Source organism: Clostridium sp. (genome assembly GCF_018372875.1).
Lineage (GTDB): Bacteria > Bacillota > Clostridia > Clostridiales > Clostridiaceae > Clostridium.
On the sequence record NZ_JAHAIF010000102.1, the window covers coordinates 1 to 1,495 of the forward strand.

Sequence of the window (1,495 nt, forward strand, 5' to 3'; positions counted from 1 at the left end):
TATTTGATGACTCGAATAGTCCTAAATATCAGAAATTTAAAGTGGACAAACTACCTAAAATCATTAAGTTTGAAAAGGTAGATTATATTTTGCTTTTAGGTTATTACAAGCACAAATACAACAAATTAGTTAAGCCCGTCAATAGACGTAACGGTAAGTCTATTCCTAAAGAAACCATCTGTCCTAAATGTGGTGCTCTTCATGAGTATATTTACGATAACAATGGATCTAAAGGACAGTACCTTTGTAAAGTTTGTGGTTTAACATTTAAAGAAAATAACTATGATACTAAATCATTAGTATTTAAGTGCCCTTACTGCGGTAATACTCTTGAAATACATAAAAAACGTAAACACTTTAATGTACATAGATGCAGAAATCAAAAATGTACCTACTACCTAAATAACGTAAAAAAATTGCCTAAAAACTTAGCTCCAGTAGATAAACATAAATATAAGCTACACTACGTATATAGAGAATTCACTATAAATTTCTTTAAAATGAATCTCTATGAAATTTCAGAAAGAGCTACTAGCTTTAACTTTAAGAAATTCAATCCACATATACTTGGATTATGCTTAACTTATCATGTGAATCTTAAGTTATCTACTAGGCAAACCGCTCACGCATTAGCGGAGGTACATGGAATTAAAATATCGCATACTCAAGTTGCTAATTACGCTTTAACAACTGCTAGTATTATAAAACCTTTTGTAGATACCTTTGATTACAAACCATCCAAAATACTTGCAGCGGATGAAACTTATATAAAGGTGAAAGGCATTAAGCACTATGTCTGGATAGTAATGGATGCCTGTAAAAAATCTATCCTAGGTTACCAAGTATCTGATACTAGATCTGTAGGACCTTGTATTCTAGCTATGAGAATGGCTTTTGATAAATTCAAAACATTCCCTGGCAAGGCACTAAAGTTTGTTGCTGATGGCTATAGTGCTTACCCATTAGCTAAGCAACAATTTGAATTAGAAGAAAATAGAATATTTGATCTTACTCAAGTAATAGGCCTTACCAACGACGATTCAATATCAGAAGAGTTTCGTTGGGTTAAGCAAGTTATTGAAAGATTAAATCGTACTTTTAAATCTTCTTATCGTGTAACTTGCGGGTACGGAAGTGATGAAGGCGCTATTTATAGCTTCTCTTTATGGGTTGCATATTACAACTTCTTACGTCCTCATCCTTACAACTACTGGCGTCCATTAAACGAAATAGATGCTTTAAAAAATGCTGATAATATGCCTGCTAAATGGCAAATACTTATCAGTCTCGGTCAACAGACCATTTTGCATATGCAGGAATCAAAACCTTCTTAACAATTTATTAAATTAAATATTGATTTTATTTTTACCTCCGATACCGAAGGTCTTTTTGTTGTATTCAATTTTTGAGTTTTTACGGATATTGCAAAGTTATTTGTTTATTATTATTCAAAATTAGCTACAGGCTATTTTTTCATAGGAAACTTTACACTATC

General features: G+C 31.8%; 1 protein-coding gene. It reads left to right on the top strand.

What is annotated here, in order from left to right:
- Positions 1-1,334: DDE-type integrase/transposase/recombinase (locus tag KIB46_RS16265; protein WP_291673270.1), on the top strand; the 1,334-nt coding region annotated here is incomplete at its 5' end.
- Between the last annotated feature and the right edge of the window lie 161 nt (positions 1,335-1,495).